The organism is uncultured Corynebacterium sp. (assembly GCF_902489365.1).
In the GTDB taxonomy this organism is placed as follows: Bacteria; Actinomycetota; Actinomycetes; order Mycobacteriales; family Mycobacteriaceae; genus Corynebacterium.
This window is the reverse complement of record NZ_CABTZR010000002.1, coordinates 42325-57065: the sequence shown is the minus strand read 5'-3', so window position 1 is coordinate 57065 and position 14741 is coordinate 42325. Positions and strand designations below refer to the sequence as shown.

The window sequence follows — 14741 nt, the reverse complement described above, 5'->3', positions numbered from 1 at the left end:
AACGGCTACCTTAATACAGATTCCGGTATGCTCGGCGCACATGCTCGGAAAGGATGACACCATGAAGATGGCCCCGCGCCACCGTCAGCAATTGCCACCGCTTCCGATGGTTTCGGCCAAGCTGGGGGAGCGGTTGGCCAGCCAGGTGTTCGTGGAGGAAGGCCGGGAGCTGCTTCCGGAGTTGCAGGAGTTCCGCCGCGATATGCACCAGAACCCGGAGGTGGGGCTGCATCTGCCGCGCACGCAGGAGAAGGTGCTCGAAGCTCTTAAAGGGCTACCGTTGGAGATTCAGCTCGGGCGCGACTTGAGCTCCGTTGCGGCGGTGCTGCGCGGGGGGAAGCGCGGCGAGCGTCCCGTCTCGGTGCTGCTGCGCGCGGACATGGATGGTCTTCCGGTGCGCGAGCAGACCGGCAGCCCTTTCGCTTCGACGAATAACAACATGCATGCGTGTGGCCATGACCTGCACACGGCGGGGCTGATCGGCGCGGTCAAGATGCTGTGCCGCCACCGCGAGGAGCTTTTGGGCGATGTCATCTTCATGTTCCAGCCCGGCGAGGAGGGCCCGGGTGGTGCGCAGCCGATGATTGATGAGGGCGTGCTCGACGCTGCTGGCCGCCGTCCCATCGCCGCCTATGGCCTGCACGTTGGCCCGCAGGATCGGGGCACCTTCCATCACATCGCCGGGCCGATGATGGCTTCTTCTTCGAACCTGGGTATCACCGTCTACGGCAAGGGCGGACATGGCTCGCGCCCGCATGATGCGATTGATCCGGTTGCCGCCTTGGCGGAGATCCAGGTGGCGCTGCAGGTGGCGCTGACCCGGCGCTTCGACGCGAACTCGCCGATTGTCATCACGGTGACCAACCTGCGCGCGGGCGACGGGGCGGTCAACGTCATCCCGGACAAGGCGGAGCTGGGCGCGACGGTGCGCGTGCTTCGCGACGAACACATCGACGCCGTCCGCCAGATGATCATCGAGGTCTCAAGCTCCGTGGCGGCCTCGCACCGTTGTACCGCGAAGGTGGACTTTGAGGTTTTGTATTCGGCCACGAAGACCTCACCGCGCGAGGATCAGTTCGCGGCGTCGTTGTGGGCCGGGATGTTCGGGGCGGAAAACGTGCTGACCTTGGACACACCGATGATGGCTTCGGAAGATTTCGGCGCGGTGCTCGCCCAGGTGCCGGGCACGTTCATGTGGTTTGGCACCGGGGATCCGCACACCCCGGAGCACATGCGCGAGTGGAATCACTCGCCGCTGGTGCGCTTCGATGATTCCGTTCTGGGGGATCAAGCCGCGGCCCTGGCAGCGGTGGCCTTTGAGCGCCTCGCCGCCGAGGACGCCCATCCCTCCCCGGCGACGAAGGCTATGCGCGCACCGGTGCAGGGGACAGGGCTGGATGCGCAGCCGCCTTCTTCCGCAGCGCAATAACGCCCCAGATGGTGGCTATCCACACGGCTAGCACGACGACCATGCCGGCGAGGACGGGCCAGATGGCGTCGTCGAACGCGGTGCTTAGCGACGGGAAGAGGTTGTTCGTCACGTGCACCGCGATGGCGATAATGAGCCAGCGCACCGGCTGCTTTCGGGACAGGCCATAGGCGCTAAGCCCGGTGAACAGCGAGTGGGAGAGCGGGTTGGATACCAATCGGATGACCACCGCTGAGAGCGCGCCGGCGGTATCCGAATCGAGGTTATCCACCGTCATGCGCGCGAAGGCGGTTGCGTCCTCACCCGCAGTGAAACCGAGGCCCACGGCCACGCCCACGAAGACATAGTCGAGCCAGCTACGGGGCCGGATGACGCAGGTGCAAATGAGAATCACGCCGAGGAATTTCAGCACTTCTTCGGTGAGCGGCGCGTACCCGGCAGCGCCCAGCCAGTCCAGGCCCGCGCGGGCAAGGAGATGGGTCATGTTCGTGTTGAGTTCCACGGCGAGCCCGGAGACCGCGAAGCCCCACACCACGCCGTGCGCAATTCCTGGGCAGCGGCGCAGGAAGAACAGCGTGAGGCAGACAACGACGGCGGCGAAGACCACAGCAGTCAGCGAGCTGGCGGAAAGGAAGGGCTCGCCCGCGTAGTGGAAGGCGGACATGGCCAGCGCGCCGAGGGTCAGCAGATAGTAGAGGTACTTCATGCGTCCTCCTTCTGCACGCGGTCGGCGAAGTCACTTGCCTTCGGGCCCTCGATGTGGAGGAAGGAGACGGTGTTGTTGTGCGGGTTCGCCAGCGTGATTCCGTCCTCGTCGGAAACGCGGTAAAGCTCGGCAGCCTGGGTGGTGATGGGGGCGTCGGTGAGCGCGCGCGTCCCGATGAAGGAACGGTGCTGCCGCGGCAGGTAGGTCTCGACCTCGTGGGAGGAGCTGCCTTCCTCAGAAATGATGGTCGCACCACCGCAGTTCCAGGTCTGCGAGGAGGCGTACGGATCCTCCGGGCATTCAAGCCCCGGGATACCGCGTACGGGCGTGGTGTCGGGAGTGGGGTCGGGGAGGAGGGCGTCGGCAAGCGGTACTGCGGCGAGGACGCCGATGCAGGAATAAATCAGTGTGTTTCTCATGCTTTTGACCCTACGAACTGCGGGGTTGCGCCGGTATCCTCCGCAGGGAGGATTTTGCGGAGCTTGACGATGCTGACAATCGTGGCGACCCACAGGGAGATGAGGATGAGGAAGGTGGGGAAGAGGGGCCAGAGGGCGTCGTCCAACGCGATAGTGACAGAGGGGCCAAAGTTGGCAGCGAAGTGTACCGCCATGGCGAGGAGCAACCAGCGCACCGGTTGTCTGCGGGAGAGCCCGTAGGCCGCGATTGCGGTGAAGAAGGAATGCATAAGCGGGTTCGCGATGAATCGGGCAAGCACCGCCAGCAGCGTTCCCTTGACATCGGAATCCAGGTTCTCCAGTGTCATGTTGACGTAGTAGACGGCGTTTTCGCTCACGCTAAAGCCCATGCCCACCGCCACACCGACGAAGACGTAGTCCGCCCAGTGACGGGGCCGGATGATGCAGGAGCAGATGAAGAGGACGCCGAGGAATTTGAGGACTTCCTCGTTGAGCGGGGCGATTCCAGCGCCGACCAGCCAGTCTGGGGCCACGCGGATGAGGAGGTGATTCATGCTCTCGTTGAGCTGAGCCGCGACTCCGGTGACCACGATGCCCCACACCACACCGTGCGCAATGCCCGGGTGCTTGCGCAAAATCAGCAACGTGAGACCGATTGCGACAGCCGCGTATAACACTGCGGCGAGCGCACTTGTGGGCACGAAAGCGCCGTGGGAGAAATCATAAGCGACGTATACCAGCCCGGCGGCGGTGAGCAGATAGTACAAGAGTCGTGTTCTTCTCATGAGGCTTAGGTTATGAACCGCGCCTGGGGTGCCGGTATCCTCCGCAGGGAGGATTTCCATACCGTGGGGGAGGGCTATCGTGACAACCATGACGAAGAAGACGAGACCGCTGTGGATCACGGTGCTGCTCATTCTGCTCTGCGTGGTGGCGGATATGGCCACGTGGATCCTTCAGCTCGAGACCTTCGAGGTGACGGACCGGGAAATATACGTCACCTCCTTCATGATTCTATTTGCCGTTGTCACATGGGTTCTGCTGCCCGTTGCCCTGCATCACTCGCGGCGGGAGCGCAACATCCACGAGGAGTACCCCGGCCACCCAGTGACGCTGATTGCGGCTCTACTCGTCTTAGCGCTAGGCGGGTTTCGCCCGCTGTCGCTGTCAGTGCTGGTGGTGTTGATATCGCTCATCTCGCGCGGCCGACTGCGGTGGTCCTTGGCGGGGACTGTGGTGTTGGTGGTCTCGTATGCGACCGTCATGGCGGTGCCCTACTTGCACTTGAGCTACCTGTCGGTTTTCGGATACGGGTTCTTTGGAATCATCGTGCTCGTCGTCGCTTGGATTACGGGCTCGGTGCGCGCGCAGCGCCGCCAGCGCGAGGTCACGTTGGTGAGCTTGGCGGAGCTCAATGAGGACCAGTTGCGCTCGCGCGAGGAGCGGGCGCGCTTGGAGGAACGCAACCGCATTGCGCGTGATATCCACGATTCCCTCTCACACCGGCTCAGCCTTATTTCCGTATACGCGGGTGGCCTGAACTACCGCAAGGACGCCGATCCGGAGCACGTCGCTGAGGCTGCGGGGACTATCCAATCGGAGGCGAAGTCTGCCGTGGAGGATCTGCGCGGGGTCATCAAGGCGCTGCGCGTGGATGACCGCGTGGATCCGCGCGCGAGCATCGAGGAACACATCGAGCGCGCACGCGCGGCGGGGACGAAGGTGCGGTACGTCAAGGGAGACGTCGATAAGCTGAGCACCCTTGCCGCCCACACGCTGGGCCGCGCCGTGCAGGAAGGGCTGACGAACGCGCGCAAGTACGCGCCGGGCCAAAAGGTGACGCTCAGCGTGGACAACGAGGAGAACAAGGTACGGGTGACTATGCAGAACAAGAAGGTGGCAGCACAGCCGGAGTCCGGTGGCGGCAATGGCCTGCTGGGCTTGGAGGAACGCGCCCGGCTGGCGGGAGGCACCTTCACCGTGCTTGACGACGCCTCCACCTTCACCTGGGTCCTCGAGCTACCGGAGGAGGCACACGCGTAATGATTTCAGTGGTGTTGGTTGATGATGAGCAAGCGCTGCGGCGCGGTATCCGCTTCATCCTGGAAGGCGCAGCAGACATCGAGGTGGTGGCCGAGGCCGGCAATGGGCGCGATGGCGTGGCCCGCGTGCTGGATCTGCAACCGGATGTTGTCCTCATGGATATCCGCATGCCCGTGATGGACGGCATCGAGGCGGCCGGGCAGCTGCGCGCGAGCGCGCCGGAGACCCCGGTGGTGATGCTCACCGCTTTTGATACGGACGAGTTCATCGTGGATGCGCTCCATGCAGGTGCGATGGGGTTTCTTCTTAAGACCATCGAGCCGGAGGGCCTCGTCTCTGCGGTGCGGGCTGCGGCCACCGGGCAGCAGCTGCTAAGCCCCAAGGCCCTGAAGAACCTGCTGGCGCTCAAGCGCCCCGAGCCAACTCCGGCAGCGGAGGTGCGTGAGCCCCGCCCGCTGGAAGAGCTAAGCGAGCGCGAAAACGAGGTGGCGGAGCTGGTGGCCCAGGGCCTAGACAACCAGGAGATTGCCGGACAGCTCTACGTCTCGGTGACCACGGTGAAGACCCATATCAAGCACATCTTGGACAAGCTCGGCGGTACCAACCGCGTGCACATTGCGATCGCGGTGTTGGAATCGCGTTAGCGTCGGCGGAGGAAGGCGGAAATGATGCCGACGATAGCGATGACGACCACGATGACGGAGGCCGCCGGCCAGTACTGGGGGTAGTACTTCACCGTGTAGCCAAAGACCTGGCTGTCGTTGAACTGTTGGGCCAGTGCGATGGGCATCCACCACAGCTTGGTCAGCGTCAGGATCGCGCCCAAGAGGCCGGCGATGATGCGGACCGGCCTGCGCAGGAAGAAGCTGGCCGCCACGAGGAGAACACCAACAATCGTGAGTGCGAAAAGCAGAGGCGTATCCACGGCGAGCGGCGAGCCATAGATGAGGAACTCGTGGTCCACTTCGTGCTGTTCGATAAGCGTGTAGCCGTCGAGGACGACATCGTCGGGGATGCCCACTTAGGTCTCCTTCTGCTCAGAGTTCGGGTCGTAGCCATCGGCCCAGGTATCGGTGTCGAAGTCGTAGTCTACATTTTCGCCCTTTTCATCGGTGCGCTGGTACCAGTCCGTGTAGCGGTGCGCTGAGGAGTCGAAGTCGGAGCCAGCACCGCGGCCCTCGTCGGCATGCTCGACGGTGAGCTCGAAATCATCGCCGTGCTCCTCGATGCCGCGCACAACGGCGTTTTCCACCGCGGCGCGCGCGTAAGCGCGGCGGATGAATACCGGGTCGGAGCGCAGGTCCTTGATGAAGGCCACCATCATGACGAGCAGCACGATGCAGAAGGGTAGGGCAGACAGGATTGTCAGGTTCTGCAGGCCGGTGAGTACGTCTTCGCCGCCGGTTAGCAGCATGACAACAGCGATGCCCATCATGCACAGGCCCCAGAAGATAACGATGATCTTGTTCGGGGCGGGATTGCCCTTGGAGGACATGGTTCCCATGATGACCGAAGCGGAATCGGCGGAGGTGATGAAGAAGACCGCCAGCACCAGGATCAAAATGAAAGGCGTGATGCTGCTCAGCGGCAGGTTGTCGAACATGGCGAAAAGAACCTGCTCGCCGGAGGCGGAGCCATCAAAGTTGGGTAGTTCTTCGCGCTTAAAGGTGATGGCCGTGCCGCCGAAGATGGTGACGTTGGTCCTCCACGCCGATGCCGGGGACCAAGCCCGGGTGCATGTCGTGAGGATAGAGACCAACGGGTGGACCGGTGGCTTGTCGAGAGTTCATGGTGACCATTATCGCAGGTGCGCGAAATGACAGTGTTGTGAGCTAGGATGAAGGCACTTATCTCTGCGTCGATTGGAATGCCATGTCGCTGCCTAATTTTGATGAGAATGTCCGTGAGCTGGAGGAAGCCTTCGCTCTCTTCGAACTCGTGGAGGAACACGTACTCGATCCAAACCTTTTGCTGTCGGTGAAATGATTCGCCTTTTCAGCGCTCTTTTCCCTTCCGTGGAGGCCCGGGAGCACCTCGTGCGGGCCGTGCGCCCGCTCAAGGACAACGGGCTGCGGTGGACGGACCCGGATAACTGGCACATCACCCTCGACTTTTTCGGGGAACAGCCCAATGACGCAGTGGAGGTCCGCGAGGCGCTGCGCGGCATTGAGGCGTCCCCACTCACGCTGAGCCTAAGCGGCGCTGGGTCTTTTGAGAAGCAGGTGCTGTGGGCAGGCGTCAAAGGGCAGATCAAACACCTCATGCTCGAGCCATCGCGCCCGCACCTTACGTTGGCCCGAGCCGGAAGGCGGACGCGGGATCCGTGGCTCATCCCGGATGCGGTGCACGCACTGAGCGTCTACCGCGGGCCCGAGTTTGAGGTCACGGAAATCAACCTCGTCCAATCCTTCTTGGGAGAGGGACGCGGCGGTGGGCCCCGCTACGAGGTCATTGACGCATTTCCGCTGCGGTGATTTTCTCGATGAGCGTGTCGAGCTCCGCTCGGCTGGGCTGCGAGAGCGGGTTGACCACGCAGAAGTCGAGGAGGAAGTAGCCGGCGGTTTGCAGGGCGGTGTGGCGCTGCCAGAACTGGCTGATATCGGAGTGGTTGGTGGCCAGCGACTGGATGCTGCGGCGTTCCGAGAGCAGCTCGTAGTGCAGGTCGCGGCGCTGCGCCAGCGCCTCTTCCGGGGTCTTGATAAGCAGCGCGCCCAGCAAGGCTGCCATCGCTTCGAAGCAGCGCGTTTGCAGGCGGTAGTGGTTGGTCAGCTGGGCGCGCGGCTTCCACAGCCACAAGAAGAGCATCGCCACGACCACGGAGAGCCCAATCTCCGCCATGCGCGAGCCGATGGTGTGGGCCAAATGCTCCGAGGAGTTGCCCATGAGCAAAGCGAGCGGCGTGGAGAAGATGACGCACAAGGCGTAGTTCTTCACCACCAGAATCTCCGCGCAGAACTGGCAGAAGGCCAAGGCGAGCACCAGGCCCCAGCCGTGCGGGCTGAATGACGCAATGAGCGCAAAGACGCACACGCCCAAGACCGAGCCCAGCATGCGCTGGATGCCGCGAATCGTCCCGGGCACCCGGTCCGGCCCCCACTGCAAGACTAGGAGCACCGACACCGCGCCCCAGTCCGGGCGGTTAAGCCCCAGCGCCATGCCAATGAACGCGGTGGCCAGGCCACCAAGCGCGATCTTCTCCGCCGTCACCACAGCGTGGGAATTGCCCACCGCGGCGCGGTAGAAGCGGTAGCGCATCGTCGGCTTGGTGTGCGGGATGGTGGTTCGGTCCGGGTCCACGTAGGTGGGGGAATCAGAGAGCTCATCCGAGTTGCCGCCGACCTGCTTGTGGTGTGCCACGATCCGCTGCTGAGCGGCCAGCGCGCGGTGAACCAGTTCCGCCTGAGCGGGGCGGCGGATGCGGCCGCCGCGGATGACGCCGGCGTCGGCAAGCGCTTGCCAGGCGGTGGAGATGGCGGACTGCGCCTGGTGGTGGCGAGCCAAGAAATCGCTATCGGAGTTCACGAAGGTATCGGCGGCCTTCTCCAGCGCGGCCACCGCGCGGGTCTCCGGGCCGTGCGGGTCCCTAAAGCGCGGCACCATGCCCAGCAGATAACCTGCCGCCACGCCAGCCAGGCTCCACGCGGCGACCTCCCACGGGGAGACCCCGCGCAGCATCGTGGAACCACCGGCCACCATCACGATGAAGAAGGAGCCCGGCGGCGGCAGCCGCAGCGCATTCTGCACGAACGCGCCGATGGTTGCCAGAGCCACCGTAAACACCGCGGACAGCGCCAGGCCATGCACGCCGACGAGCGAACCGGCCGTGGCCGCCAGCGTGAGCAGCCCGCCAGCGGTGAGGATCACGCGGCGCCGCGTGCGGTAGGGGTGCCCCTCGCCAAAGATCACGGAGAAGGCACCGGCCGAAATGAGCAGCACCGCATCCGGGTGGCCCGTCGCTACAGCGATCCCGCCGGGGATAATGATCGCCAACGCCGCGCGCAGGGCACCGGGCCAACGGCGCGCGGAGGTGTTGAAGGCGGTAAAGAGCTGAAGGGCGTTAGGACGTTGCGGCAGTGGGTGTTCCATATCGGGAGAACACCTTACTCGTTTCGCCGCGATCCACGAGCCGGCCGTCCTGCAGGACCGCCACCGTGGGGCATAAGTGCCGCACGACATCGATGTCGTGGGAGACGAAGACCAGCGTCATGTCCTTGGTCACGCGCTGTAGTAACTCGAGGACTTGGGCCCGCGAGGTGGCATCCAGGGCCGAGACGGCCTCGTCCGCCAGCAGGATCTCCGGCCCGCCCACCACGGCGCGCGCCAGCGAGATGCGTTGGCGCTGCCCGCCGGAGAAGTCCCGGGGATAGCGCTCGAAGCCCTCGATGCCGACCTCCCGCAGCACGGCTTCGGCTTCTGCGCGTGTCCCGCCGCCCTCGGCCACGATCTTCCAGATGGGCATGCGCGGGTTGAGCGAGCCCTTGGGGTCTTGGAAGACCATGTGCACGCGCTTGGCGACGTCCACCGTTCCCGAGGTCGGCTCCGCCAGCCCCGTGAGCATCTTGAGTAGCGTGGATTTGCCGGAGCCGGAACCGCCGACGATGCCGAGGCGTTCGCCCTCGCAGACGGTGAGGGAGACGTCGTCCAGCGCGGTCACCCCGCGGTAGGTCTTGGTCACGTTCTTGAGCGTGATGACGGGCTTGCCCAGGGTGGGCATGGGCGGCGGGGTGAGGTCAGGAGTGGTGAGCTCGCCGATGCGCACGACTCGGTCGCACACGCGCTTGACGACGTCCTGGTCGTGGCTAATAAACAGCAGCGCCGTGTCTTCGCTGTCCGCGGCATCCACGATGGTGGAGAGGATTTCCTCCTGGGTGAAGGGATCCAGCGCGGTGGTTGGCTCATCGCAGATGAGCAGCTTGGGGTGGCGGGCCATGGCCATCTCGATGAGCGCGCGCTGGCGCTGCCCACCGGAAAGCTGGTGCGGGAAGCGGTTGAAACCGGGCACCTTCATCAGCGGGTCGAGTGCGGTCATGGGTTCTTGGAAGACCATGGCCAGCGGCAGCTTGCGCAGGTCACGATCACGCATGCTCAGCAACTCCTGGCCGTTGAAGCGGATGGAGCCGGTGGCCTGCAGGTGGTCGGGCAACAGCCCCATGATGGCTAGGGCGGTGAGTGACTTGCCGCTGCCGGAATCGCCGATGAGGCCGACGCGCTCGCCGGGTGCGATGGAAAAGGAGATGGGGCCGACAGGGCCCACGCGCAGATCAGTGACGGTCAGCATGGCTTCCTAGCAGGTTGAATCCGAGGACGGTGCCGGCGATGGCCAGGCCTGGCCACAGCGCCTGGAGGGGGTGGGTGGCCAGGAGGGGCTGGGCGTCGTGCAGCATGCGTCCCCACGAGGCGGTTGGCGGGGCGGTGCCCAGGCCGAGGTAGGACAGGCCAGCCTCGGCGAGGACGGCCAGCGCAAAGTAGACGGAGGCCTGGATGGCCACGATGCCGCCGAGGTTGGGCAGCACGTGGCGCCACGCGATGAGCGCCGGCGGCACGCGCGAGATGCGGGCGGCCGCGATATAGTCCTGCGTCATAATCTGCAGCGTGCCGGAACGGGTGACCCGGATGAAGGAAGGGATGCCGGCGATGCCGATGGCGATGGTCGCCGTGAGCGTCGACGAGCCCCACACCGCGCCGGCGACGATGGCCAGCAGCAGCGCCGGGAAGGCGAGTAGCAGGTCGGTGGCCGCCATGATGACGCTGCCGCCGCGCATCCCGGCGATGATGCCCAGCGGGACCCCGATGAGCGCGGCGATGGCCACCGCCACCACGCCCACCAGCACGGTGATCTGGGCGCCGGCGAGGATGCGGGAGAAAGTATCGCGCCCAAAGCGGTCGGTGCCCATGAGGTGCTCCAGGCTGGGGCCGGCCAAGCGGTCGGGGGAGATGAGGTTCGGGTCATAGGGCGTCCACACCAGGGAGACCAGGGCGAGCAGGATGGTCAGGCCCACCAGGATATAGCCGGGTTTCATCGCGCCTCCTTCAGCCGTGGGTCGATGACCCGGTAGGCCAGGTCCGTAAGCAGGTTGACGGTCAGCGTGAAGGTCACGAAGACCATGATGAGGGTCTGGACGGTGGTGAGATCGCGGGTGGAGACGGCGTCGAGAAGCAGGGAGCCCAGACCTGGAATGACGAAGACGTTCTCGATGACCACCGCGCCCACTACCAGGGTGCTCAGCTGCACGCCGGTGACGGTGAGCACGGGCAGGGCGGCGTTGCGCAGGCCGTGGCGGATGAGCGCCCCGGTGCGGGATTCACCCAGGGAGCGGGCGGTGCGGATGTAGTCCTTGTCCATCTCCTCGCGGAGGGTGGCGCGCACGTAACGGGTGAGCATCGCGCCCTGCACCAGTGCCAGCGAGATGACCGGCAGGACCAGGTGGCTTAAGCCCTCGCGCGGTAGCTGCCAGCCGTTGGCCGGCAGCCAACCCAGGTGCACGGAGAACACCGCGACGAGCACAATACCGACCAGGAAGCTGGGGACCGCGATGCCCAGCTGCGTGGCTGCATTGAGCACGGGGAGGCGAAAGCGGGCGAGCAGGATGCCCATGGGGATCGCCCCGGCCAACGCGAGGGCGATGGCTAGCCCGATGAGCAGCAGCGTGACCTGCGCGCGGTCAATCACCAGCGGGGTGATGTCCTGCTGCGAGGACAGGGAGATGCCGAAGTTGCCGGTCAACAGCCCCTTCATCCACTCCAGGTATTGCACAATGAGCGGGCGGTCCAGACCCATGGCATGGGTCAGCTCCGCCACGGACTCATCCGTGGCGTTGACGCCCAAGGCCACGCGCGCCGGATTGCCGGGCACGGCCCGCATGAGCAGGAAGATGATGATGGAGGCGGCCCACATGGTGCCGAGGAAGCGCAGGATTCTCATTGCACTCCTCTAAGCTCGATGGCGTCGGTGATCTGGTTCGGCTGCAGGCCGGTCAGGCCCTCGCGGTAAAGCACGATGTTGGGCATGTTCATCAGGGTCAGGGCGGGCATATCTTCCATGATCTGGTCGACCGCACCTTTCATGTCATCCTGCTCCAACAACGTGCGGGTCTGCGGCGAATCATAGCCGATGTAATAGTCCGGGTTGCCAAAGATGGTGGGGATATCGCGCGGCTCGACGTGCGCGACGAGCGACATCTGATAATCCTTGGCCCCCATCACCTGGCTGAGCCACACGGCGGGAAACTCCGCGGTTTCCAGCGTGACCTCGAAGCCCATCTCCGTTAGCTGCGAGTAGAGGAACTCGGAGAGCGTTTGCGTATAGGGCAGGCTCGGCACGGTGAGCGTGAGCGCCGTGCCCACGGCTTCGGCCTCTTCCATCAGCGCGCGGGCGCGCGCGGGATCGTAGGGGTAGTAGTCCTTGGCGCTAAACCACGGGTCGGTCGGCGGCACCGGGGCACCACCGGTATCTTTCGCGCGGCCTTCCCAGAGGATCTCGTTGGCGGCCCGGCGGTCGATGCCATAAGCCACGGCGCGGCGCACCCGGGGGTCGTCGAAAGGCGCTGCCTGGTTATTCATGGACAGCAGCACCTCGCCGTTCGTGGTGCCCACGGCGGTGTCGATGGAGTCATCGAGGGTGTCGAGCAGCTCGGGGTTCTGCACGCCCCACACCGCGTCCACCCCGCCGGAGCGCAGGGCGTTGACCGCGGTGAGGGAATCCGGGAAGTAGCGGATGGTGATGTCTTCCTTCGCCGGGGCTCCCCAGTAGTCCGGTCGGGCGCGCAGCGCGATGTACTCGTTGGGGGAGAAGCTGGCGACGGCGAAGGGGCCGGTGCCCACAGCGTCAGTGGGCGTGCGCATGGCGCCGATGACAGTACCCATGGACCACAACCAACCGGCGGAGGGGCGGGAAAGCGTGACAACCAGCGTGGAATCGTCGACAGCCGTGGCGGATTCCACAACGTCCATCTGCTTCTTGAGCCCGTTGGTCCACTCCGTCTTCACCGCGTTGATGGACCACGCGGCGGTGTGCGCGGTGAAGGCCTCGCCGTTGGAGAAGGAAGCCTCACGCAGGTGGAAGGTGTAGCGCGTGGACTCGACCTCCCAGGACTCGGCCAGGCCGGGCACGATCTCGCCCTCCGGGGAGATGCGCACCAGGGTTTCGTAGACGTTGCTCATGAGTGCTGCCGGGATGGCGGCGCCGCCGACGGTGGTGAAATCCAGGGAGGTCGCCGGCGTCGTGGTGGCCAGCGTCAGCGCGGCGGAATCAGAATCAACCACTGCTGTGGAGCCAGCAGAACACGCGCTTAACGACGCCCCCACGACCACCCCCAGCGCACCAATCCAGGCCCTCATCATCCTTCCGACAGCTTGACCTCGAGCGGGGACGTGGTGCCGCGCACGTTCGTCATACCAAGCGTCATGCGGTCCCCGAGGTACAGGATTTCGGTGCACTCGACGGGATGCCCGGAGTGATCCGAGATGTCGAGGTGCAGGCGCCACAGCGGGATGCCGGGCTCGACATTGAGGGAGCGCGCATCTTCCTCGCTGGCGTAGGCAAGGGAGAGCTCGCGGTTGACGCTGTCGAAGTCCACGCCCTGCTTGCGCAGGTGATCGTGGATGGACTCATTGTCGGCATCGAAGCTGAGGATCTGGCTGCCCACGTCCAGTGGGAAGAACATGCGCTCGATGGCGATGGGCATGCCGTTGGCGCTGCGCACGCGGTGCACAAAGATAACGGGGGAGCCGGTTTCTACCCGCAGGAACTCGGCTTCCTGCTCGGAAGCAGGGCAGCGACCCAGCCACAACGTGGACGCGCCGGGCTCGAAGCCGCGCTCGCGCAGCCAGTGCGTCACGGAGTAAATGGAATCGAAGGACTCCGAGGTAAAACGGCCGAGGACGACGGAGCGGCGGCCGCGGCCGGAGGAGATGAGCCCTTCCGAGCGCAAAGCGGCGACGGCTTGGCGCACGGGGCCGCGGGAGGAGGAGAATTGCTCGCAGAGCTCGGCCTCGCTGGGCAGGAAATCGCCAGGAGAAAGCTTTTTGCTGCGAATGAGGGTGCGCAGGTAGTCAGCGATCATGCTGTGTTGCTGTGTGCGGCGAAGGGCCACCGAAATTCTCCTCTATGTAGAACAACGCTGTGACGGGTAAAGATGTGCGTACGCGCCTGCGCGTACGTCTACATCTGCCACGCTTGTGCCAGGTTACTCATGTTACCCAACGCGGCCTCGTGGCTTGTGGATTGAAGGGAAATCATGAGCTCGTCCGCCTGAGCCAACTTCTGGAAGTCGGTGAGATACTCGCGCACGTGCTCGATGCTGCCGACTGCGGAGTACTTCAGCATGCCAATGATCTGCTGGCCCTGCGGGGAGTCGATGATGCGGGCAACGTCGGCGTCGCTGAGCTGCTTGCCGCGGCTGACGAAGGCCTTGACGCGGCGGAAGCAGACCTTCTCGAATTCCTCGGCGGCGTCATCCCCCGCAGTGACGTTGACGCCGGCGATGACATAGGGCTCGGGGTGGGCTTCGGAAGGCTGGTAATTCTCGCGGTAGTAGGCCGTGGCGGCTTCCAAGTGCTGCGGGGCGAAGTGCGAGGCGAAGGCATAAGGCAGACCGAACTTGGCTGCCAGCGAGGCGCCGAAGAGCGAGGACCCCAGGATGTAGATCGGCACGTTGGTGCCCTGGCCGGGGATGGCCTGCACACCGGGGACGAGAGATTTGCCGGAAAGGTAGCCCTGTAGCTCCTTGACGTCCTCGGGGAAGCGCTCGGCGGCGTTTCTATCGCGGCGCAGGGCGCGGCCCAAGGTCTTCATGTCGGTGCCGGGTGCGCGGCCCAGGCCCAAGTCGATGCGCCCGGGGTAGAGCTCGGCGAGGGTTCCGAATTGTTCGGCGATGACATAGGGCGCGTGGTTCGGCAGCATGATGCCGCCGGAGCCGAGGCGGATGCGCTCGGTCTTCGCGCCGATGTGGGCGATGAGCACCGCCGGGGAAGACGAGGAAATGGAGGGCATGTTGTGATGCTCGGTGTACCACATGCGCTCAAAGCCCAAGGCCTCCGCCTGTTGCGCTAGCTCGACCGACCTAGCCATGGACTGAGAAGGGGTCTCCCCCTCATAAATGGTGCAGAAATCGAGGATGGATAGAGCGGCGCGGGGCGTCATGAA

15 protein-coding genes and 1 pseudogene are annotated in these 14741 nt (G+C 64.7%); 4 read left to right on the top strand and 12 right to left on the bottom strand.

All coding sequences use genetic code 11. From position 1 onward, the window contains the following. The first annotated feature begins 61 nt into the window (after nucleotides 1-61). Entirely contained in the window at nucleotides 62-1429 is a 1368-nt protein-coding gene (locus tag RDN59_RS00590) for a M20 family metallopeptidase (protein WP_308606124.1), read from the top strand. Here RDN59_RS00590 and RDN59_RS00585 read toward each other — a convergent pair. Genes RDN59_RS00585 through RDN59_RS00575 form a run of 3 tightly spaced genes read right to left on the bottom strand, consistent with a single transcriptional unit; the run spans nucleotide 1365 to nucleotide 3459 of the window. Further along, a complete protein-coding gene (locus tag RDN59_RS00585) occupies nucleotides 1365-2135 on the bottom strand; it encodes a PrsW family glutamic-type intramembrane protease (protein ID WP_308606097.1) in 771 nt (256 codons plus the stop codon). The genes RDN59_RS00590 and RDN59_RS00585 overlap by 65 nt on opposite strands. Beyond that, nucleotides 2132-2554 carry a hypothetical protein gene (locus RDN59_RS00580; protein ID WP_308606096.1) on the bottom strand — a complete coding sequence of 141 codons (423 nt, stop codon included), beginning with the start codon at nucleotides 2552-2554 and terminating at the stop codon, nucleotides 2132-2134. Before RDN59_RS00580 ends, RDN59_RS00585 begins: the two co-directional genes overlap by 4 nt. Next, complete coding sequence (locus tag RDN59_RS00575; protein ID WP_308606095.1) at nucleotides 2551-3459, bottom strand: PrsW family glutamic-type intramembrane protease; 909 nt, start codon at nucleotides 3457-3459, stop codon at nucleotides 2551-2553. Before RDN59_RS00575 ends, RDN59_RS00580 begins: the two co-directional genes overlap by 4 nt. On the opposite strand from RDN59_RS00575, the gene RDN59_RS00570 reads away from it, so the two are divergent. Both RDN59_RS00570 and RDN59_RS00565 read left to right on the top strand, forming a co-directional pair. Continuing rightward, nucleotides 3428-4597 carry a histidine kinase gene (locus RDN59_RS00570; protein WP_308606093.1) on the top strand — a complete coding sequence of 390 codons (1170 nt, stop codon included), beginning with the start codon at nucleotides 3428-3430 and terminating at the stop codon, nucleotides 4595-4597. The two genes, RDN59_RS00575 and RDN59_RS00570, sit on opposite strands and share 32 nt — an antisense overlap. Then, nucleotides 4597-5241 (top strand): response regulator transcription factor, encoded by a 645-nt coding sequence (locus RDN59_RS00565; protein WP_308606091.1) that lies wholly within the window; start codon nucleotides 4597-4599, stop codon nucleotides 5239-5241. Before RDN59_RS00570 ends, RDN59_RS00565 begins: the two co-directional genes overlap by 1 nt. On the opposite strand, the gene RDN59_RS00560 is transcribed toward RDN59_RS00565, so the two are convergent. Continuing rightward, nucleotides 5238-5618 carry a hypothetical protein gene (locus RDN59_RS00560; protein ID WP_308606089.1) on the bottom strand — a complete coding sequence of 127 codons (381 nt, stop codon included), beginning with the start codon at nucleotides 5616-5618 and terminating at the stop codon, nucleotides 5238-5240. The genes RDN59_RS00565 and RDN59_RS00560 overlap by 4 nt on opposite strands. Continuing rightward, nucleotides 5619-6290: pseudogene (locus RDN59_RS00555) on the bottom strand (BCCT family transporter); the annotation flags it as partial. A 289-nt stretch (nucleotides 6291-6579) separates the two neighbouring features. Here RDN59_RS00555 and thpR point away from each other — a divergent pair. Beyond that, nucleotides 6580-7071, top strand: a complete 492-nt coding sequence (gene thpR / locus RDN59_RS00550; RefSeq protein ID WP_308606088.1) for an RNA 2',3'-cyclic phosphodiesterase — start codon at nucleotides 6580-6582, stop codon at nucleotides 7069-7071. Here thpR and RDN59_RS00545 read toward each other — a convergent pair. The 7 genes from RDN59_RS00545 to RDN59_RS00515 all read right to left on the bottom strand — a co-directional run bounded on the left by RDN59_RS00545 (nucleotide 7046) and on the right by RDN59_RS00515 (nucleotide 14738). Continuing rightward, nucleotides 7046-8683 (bottom strand): FUSC family protein, encoded by a 1638-nt coding sequence (locus RDN59_RS00545; protein WP_308606087.1) that lies wholly within the window; start codon nucleotides 8681-8683, stop codon nucleotides 7046-7048. The two genes, thpR and RDN59_RS00545, sit on opposite strands and share 26 nt — an antisense overlap. Next, nucleotides 8655-9875 carry an ATP-binding cassette domain-containing protein gene (locus RDN59_RS00540; protein ID WP_308606086.1) on the bottom strand — a complete coding sequence of 407 codons (1221 nt, stop codon included), beginning with the start codon at nucleotides 9873-9875 and terminating at the stop codon, nucleotides 8655-8657. The genes RDN59_RS00545 and RDN59_RS00540 overlap by 29 nt, the downstream gene beginning before the upstream one ends. Beyond that, nucleotides 9859-10617 carry an ABC transporter permease gene (locus tag RDN59_RS00535; protein ID WP_293774894.1) on the bottom strand — a complete coding sequence of 253 codons (759 nt, stop codon included), beginning with the start codon at nucleotides 10615-10617 and terminating at the stop codon, nucleotides 9859-9861. Before RDN59_RS00535 ends, RDN59_RS00540 begins: the two co-directional genes overlap by 17 nt. Further along, nucleotides 10614-11519 (bottom strand): ABC transporter permease, encoded by a 906-nt coding sequence (locus RDN59_RS00530; RefSeq protein ID WP_308606085.1) that lies wholly within the window; start codon nucleotides 11517-11519, stop codon nucleotides 10614-10616. Before RDN59_RS00530 ends, RDN59_RS00535 begins: the two co-directional genes overlap by 4 nt. Further along, nucleotides 11516-12934, bottom strand: coding sequence for an ABC transporter substrate-binding protein (locus RDN59_RS00525; protein WP_308606084.1), 1419 nt, complete (start codon nucleotides 12932-12934; stop codon nucleotides 11516-11518). Before RDN59_RS00525 ends, RDN59_RS00530 begins: the two co-directional genes overlap by 4 nt. Continuing rightward, the gene (locus RDN59_RS00520; protein ID WP_308606082.1) at nucleotides 12934-13689 is read right to left on the bottom strand and encodes a GntR family transcriptional regulator; all 756 of its coding nucleotides are present in this window, start codon (nucleotides 13687-13689) and stop codon (nucleotides 12934-12936) included. Before RDN59_RS00520 ends, RDN59_RS00525 begins: the two co-directional genes overlap by 1 nt. Before the next feature lie 68 nt (nucleotides 13690-13757). Continuing rightward, nucleotides 13758-14738, bottom strand: coding sequence for an LLM class flavin-dependent oxidoreductase (locus RDN59_RS00515; RefSeq protein WP_308606081.1), 981 nt, complete (start codon nucleotides 14736-14738; stop codon nucleotides 13758-13760). Between the last annotated feature and the right edge of the window lie 3 nt (nucleotides 14739-14741).